Source organism: Zeaxanthinibacter sp. PT1, from assembly GCF_028464225.1.
Classification (GTDB): Bacteria; Bacteroidota; Bacteroidia; order Flavobacteriales; family Flavobacteriaceae; genus Zeaxanthinibacter.
On record NZ_JAQPCN010000009.1, the window covers coordinates 1 to 5,620 of the forward strand.

General features: G+C 50.9%; 2 tRNA genes and 3 rRNA genes. All 5 read left to right on the forward strand.

Annotation, left to right across the window (positions count from 1 at the left end):
* The first annotated feature begins 109 nt into the window (after window positions 1–109).
* The 5 genes from PP178_RS14690 to rrf all read left to right on the forward strand — a co-directional run bounded on the left by PP178_RS14690 (window position 110) and on the right by rrf (window position 5,396).
* Window positions 110–1,636, forward strand: a 16S ribosomal RNA gene (locus PP178_RS14690).
* A 126-nt stretch (window positions 1,637–1,762) separates the two neighbouring features.
* A tRNA-Ile gene (locus tag PP178_RS14695) sits at window positions 1,763–1,836 on the forward strand.
* A gap of 133 nt (window positions 1,837–1,969) precedes the next feature.
* Window positions 1,970–2,043: transfer RNA gene (locus PP178_RS14700), tRNA-Ala, on the forward strand.
* Between the two features lie 247 nt (window positions 2,044–2,290).
* Window positions 2,291–5,134 (forward strand): 23S ribosomal RNA (locus PP178_RS14705).
* 152 nt (window positions 5,135–5,286) lie between these two features.
* Window positions 5,287–5,396, forward strand: a 5S ribosomal RNA gene (gene rrf / locus PP178_RS14710).
* Together the 16S, 23S and 5S rRNA genes with 2 tRNA genes alongside form the textbook arrangement of a ribosomal RNA operon.
* Window positions 5,397–5,620 lie beyond the last annotated feature (224 nt).

Below are 5,620 nucleotides of genomic sequence, written 5' to 3' on the forward strand. Positions count from 1 at the left end.
GTAATAGAATCGAAAAATTAACAGAAAATCATTTTGAGACCATTGGGGCTATAAAGGGATGAGGGGAAACTCTTGTTGACTTATGGTCGCGAACATTATTTAAAATCAAACGATGAAGAGTTTGATCCTGGCTCAGGATGAACGCTAGCGGCAGGCCTAACACATGCAAGTCGAACGGTAACAGGGAAAAGCTTGCTTTTCCGCTGACGAGTGGCGCACGGGTGCGCAACGCGTATAGAACCTACCTTTTACTAGGAAATAGCCCATGGAAACGTGGATTAATGTCCCATAATAACATTTGATGGCATCATCTGAATGTTTAAAGCTTCGGCGGTAGAAGATGGCTATGCGTCCCATTAGTTAGTAGGCGAGGTAACGGCTCACCTAGGCTTCGATGGGTAGGGGCCCTGAGAGGGGGATCCCCCACACTGGTACTGAGACACGGACCAGACTCCTACGGGAGGCAGCAGTGAGGAATATTGGACAATGGACGAAAGTCTGATCCAGCCATGCCGCGTGCAGGAAGACGGCCCTACGGGTTGTAAACTGCTTTTATACGGGAAGAATAAGGAGTACGTGTACTCCGATGACGGTACCGTAAGAATAAGGACCGGCTAACTCCGTGCCAGCAGCCGCGGTAATACGGAGGGTCCGAGCGTTATCCGGAATCATTGGGTTTAAAGGGTCCGCAGGCGGGCAATTAAGTCAGGGGTGAAAGGCTGTGGCTCAACCATAGCACTGCCTTTGATACTGGTTGTCTTGAGTTATAGTGAAGTGGCCGGAATATGTAGTGTAGCGGTGAAATGCATAGATATTACATAGAACACCGATTGCGAAGGCAGGTCACTAACTATTGACTGACGCTGATGGACGAAAGCGTGGGGAGCGAACGGGATTAGATACCCCGGTAGTCCACGCCGTAAACGATGGATACTAGCTGTCGGGCTTTCGGGCTCGGCGGCCAAGCGAAAGTGATAAGTATCCCACCTGGGGAGTACGTTCGCAAGAATGAAACTCAAAGGAATTGACGGGGGCCCGCACAAGCGGTGGAGCATGTGGTTTAATTCGATGATACGCGAGGAACCTTACCAGGGCTTAAATGCAGAATGACAGGACCAGAGACGGTTTTTTCTTCGGACATTTTGCAAGGTGCTGCATGGTTGTCGTCAGCTCGTGCCGTGAGGTGTCAGGTTAAGTCCTATAACGAGCGCAACCCCTGTCGTCAGTTGCCAACAGATAATGCTGGGGACTCTGGCGAGACTGCCGGTGCAAACCGCGAGGAAGGTGGGGATGACGTCAAATCATCACGGCCCTTACGTCCTGGGCTACACACGTGCTACAATGGCCGATACAGTGAGCAGCCATCCGGCAACGGAGAGCGAATCTATAAAATCGGTCACAGTTCGGATCGGGGTCTGCAACTCGACCCCGTGAAGCTGGAATCGCTAGTAATCGGATATCAGCCATGATCCGGTGAATACGTTCCCGGGCCTTGTACACACCGCCCGTCAAGCCATGGAAGCCGGGGGTACCTGAAGTCCGTCACCGTAAGGAGCGGCCTAGGGTAAGACCGGTAACTAGGGCTAAGTCGTAACAAGGTAGCCGTACCGGAAGGTGCGGCTGGAACACCTCCTTTCTAGAGAAACGCGATCCAACAGGGTACTTTCATCCTGGCCTTCTCTGGTATTAAATTGATTTTCTGGTCTACCATTATTTTAAAAAATAGTTTGTGCTGTTTTTGCGGCATGAACAACTGTAATGCAGTCTCATAGCTCAGCTGGTTAGAGCGCTACACTGATAATGTAGAGGTCGGCAGTTCGAGTCTGCCTGAGACTACAAGTCTTGGAGGGGGTAACCTTTTTAAGAAATTACGTTCATTGAGAATAAAAGTATTGGAAATTCTAGAAGTTGGGGCTACCGTCAACTGCTTCAAAAGGGGCTGAAGGGTCCCTGGCGAGGAAAGAAAGACGGGGAATTAGCTCAGCTGGCTAGAGCGCCTGCCTTGCACGCAGGAGGTCACCGGTTCGACTCCGGTATTCTCCACTAGAAGCTCAACGACTGAAGGCGCCCGGGAGGGAGGTCAAGGTTTTGAGAGAATTTGGGTGTAAAAGGCTGAATGCTTGGATATCAAGAGGTATTTGAGAGGTTTAGTTTTGAGAAGCGCAAAGGAAAGTTCATTGACATATTGGGATAGAGTGATGTATAGATCCAGGATCTATACATTATAATAGTAATGAAACACGAATCAAAAAGAGAGGGTACGAAAGTACACGAATAGATTAAAGCAAAGGCGACAAGCTGATTAAGGGCGTATGGGGAATGCCTAGGCTCTCAGAGGCGATGAAAGACGTGATAAGCTGCGAAAAGCTGCGGGGATCGGCACATACGATATGATCCGCAGATGTCTGAATGGGGCAACCCACTATACTGAAGGTATAGTATCCCGCAAGGGAAGTAAACCCGGTGAACTGAAACATCTAAGTAGCCGGAGGAGGAGAAAACAACAGTGATTCCGAGAGTAGTGGCGAGCGAAATCGGAGAAGCCCAAACCAATATTGTTTCGGCAATATTGGGGTAGTAGGACCACGACATTCGATGCGTAATGAACCGAAAGCAACTGGAAAGTTGCACCAGAGAGGGTGATAGTCCCGTACGGGTAAAGAGCGTTATTGATAGTGGTATCCTGAGTAGCGCGGGGCACGAGAAACCCTGTGTGAATCTAGCGGGACCATCCGCTAAGGCTAAATACTCCTGAGAGACCGATAGTGAACCAGTACCGTGAGGGAAAGGTGAAAAGAACCCTGAACAAGGGAGTGAAATAGAACCTGAAACCATACGCTTACAAGCGGTCGGAGCCCCTTTGGGGGTGACGGCGTGCCTTTTGCATAATGAGCCTACGAGTTGCCGTTGCTAGCGAGGTTAAGATTTTAAGGATCGGAGCCGGAGCGAAAGCGAGTCTGAATAGGGCGTTTTAGTTAGCAGTGGCAGACGCGAAACCGTGTGATCTACCCATGGGCAGGTTGAAGCTGTGGTAACACACAGTGGAGGACCGAACCCGTTGACGTTGAAAAGTCTTGGGATGACCTGTGGGTAGGGGTGAAAGGCCAATCAAACTCGGAAATAGCTCGTACTCCCCGAAATGCATTTAGGTGCAGCGTGCAAATAAGTTTTACAGAGGTAGAGCTACTGATTGGATGCGGGGGCTTCACCGCCTACCAATTCCTGACAAACTCCGAATGCTGTAAAATGTTTTTGCGCAGTGAGGGCATGGGTGCTAAGGTCCATGTCCGAAAGGGAAACAACCCGGATCACCGGCTAAGGTCCCCAAGTGTGTGCTAAGTTGAAAAAACGCGGTGGAACTGCATAGACAGCCAGGATGTTGGCTTGGAAGCAGCCATTCATTTAAAGAGTGCGTAACAGCTCACTGGTCGAGCGGTTCCGCATGGATAATGATCGGGCATAAGCACACCACCGAAGCCGTGAATTCTGATCAAGAGATCAGAGTGGTAGGGGAGCATTGTAGTGCCGCTGAAGGTGTTCTGCGAGGAATGCTGGAGGAGCTACAAACGAAAATGTAGGCATAAGTAACGATAATGCGGGCGAGAAACCCGCACGCCGAAAGACCAAGGTTTCCCCAGCTATGCTAATCAGCTGGGGGTCAGTCGGGACCTAACGCGAACCCGAAAGGGGCAGTGGATGGACAAGCGGTTAATATTCCGCTACCCGCTATACAATAAACGCGACGGAGATGTGGCGTTGGTGCGCACAGACGGAATTGTGCGTTGAATCCTTCGTAAGGAGGAGATAGTACAACAAGGCTACGGCTGCGTTGATAATCCAGCTTAACATCTTCCTAGAAAAGCAAGTATAGCGGCCCGTACCGTAAACCGACACAGGTGGTCGGGATGAGTATTCTAAGGCGCTCGAGAGATTCATGGTTAAGGAACTAGGCAAAATAGACCTGTAACTTCGGGAGAAAGGTCGCCCTGTAGCAATACAGGGCCGCAGTGAAAAGGTCCAGGCGACTGTTTATCAAAAACACAGGGCTCTGCTAAATCGAGAGATGAAGTATAGGGCCTGACACCTGCCCGGTGCCGGAAGGTTAAGGGGAGATGTAATTCCTTTTGGATGAAGCATTGAACTGAAGCCCCGGTAAACGGCGGCCGTAACTATAACGGTCCTAAGGTAGCGAAATTCCTTGTCGGGTAAGTTCCGACCTGCACGAATGGTGCAACGATCTGGACACTGTCTCAACCATGAGCTCGGTGAAATTGTAGTATCGGTGAAGATGCCGGTTACCCGCAGTGGGACGAAAAGACCCCGTGCACCTTTACTATAGCTTCGTATTGACCTTGGGCAACCAATGTGTAGGATAGCTGGGAGGCTTTGAAGCTGCGTCGCCAGGCGTGGTGGAGCCATTGTTGAAATACCAGCCTTTGTTTGTTCGGGGCCTAACCCTGTAAATCAGGGAACAGTGCGTGGTGGGTAGTTTGACTGGGGTGGTCGCCTCCAAAAGAGTAACGGAGGCTTCTAAAGGTGCCCTCAGTACGGTTGGCAATCGTACGTAGAGTGCAATGGCACAAGGGCGCTTGACTGTGAGACATACAGGTCGAACAGGTACGAAAGTAGAGCATAGTGATCCGGTGGTTCCGCATGGAAGGGCCATCGCTCAAAGGATAAAAGGTACGCCGGGGATAACAGGCTGATCTCCCCCAAGAGCTCACATCGACGGGGGGGTTTGGCACCTCGATGTCGGCTCGTCACATCCTGGGGCTGGAGAAGGTCCCAAGGGTTGGGCTGTTCGCCCATTAAAGTGGCACGCGAGCTGGGTTCAGAACGTCGTGAGACAGTTCGGTCTCTATCTACTGCGGGCGTTAGAAATTTGAGTGGCCCTGACCCTAGTACGAGAGGACCGGGTCGGACTGACCGCTGGTGTACCGGTTGTCCCGCCAGGGGCATTGCCGGGTAGCTACGTCGGGATGGGATAAGCGCTGAAAGCATATAAGCGCGAAACCCGCCACAAGATGAGATTTCTTTAAAGGATCGTGGGAGATGACCACGTTGATAGGCCATAGGTGGAAGTGCTGTAAAGTACGTAGCCGAGTGGTACTAATTATCCGTCAGGCTTGCGCCAGAGACTTGCTTTAATTCAAAGTGTTACTATCTTCCTTTCTCTTTGATCGCGTTTTTGATCATTTACATTCTATCCTTTTATGTCAAGATATTTGTTACATCATCCGTGATGTGACAGTCCACAGGCTCCTAAAGAGCACAAGGACTTAAAACTTGGGTGGCCATGGCGACGGGGCCCACCCCTTTCCATTCCGAACAGGGAAGTTAAGCCCGTCTGCGCCGATGGTACTGCCACTAGGTGGGAGAGTAGGCCGCCGCCTTCTTTGAAGACCTCTACAGCAATGTAGGGGTCTTTTTTTTGCCCTATACTTAAGGAGGGCAGACAGTATGCCGTAGACAGTCACGTAGCGGTTGACAGCTGGCAGTAGGCGGCCTGCCCGAATAGGTCATAGGCCTGGACGGGTTAGCGGTAGAGGGTAATCGGCCGGGGACTCACTAGTCCCTCCCCAGGATCAAGATAATCGTTCTCCCTGCAGAATGCTTGCAC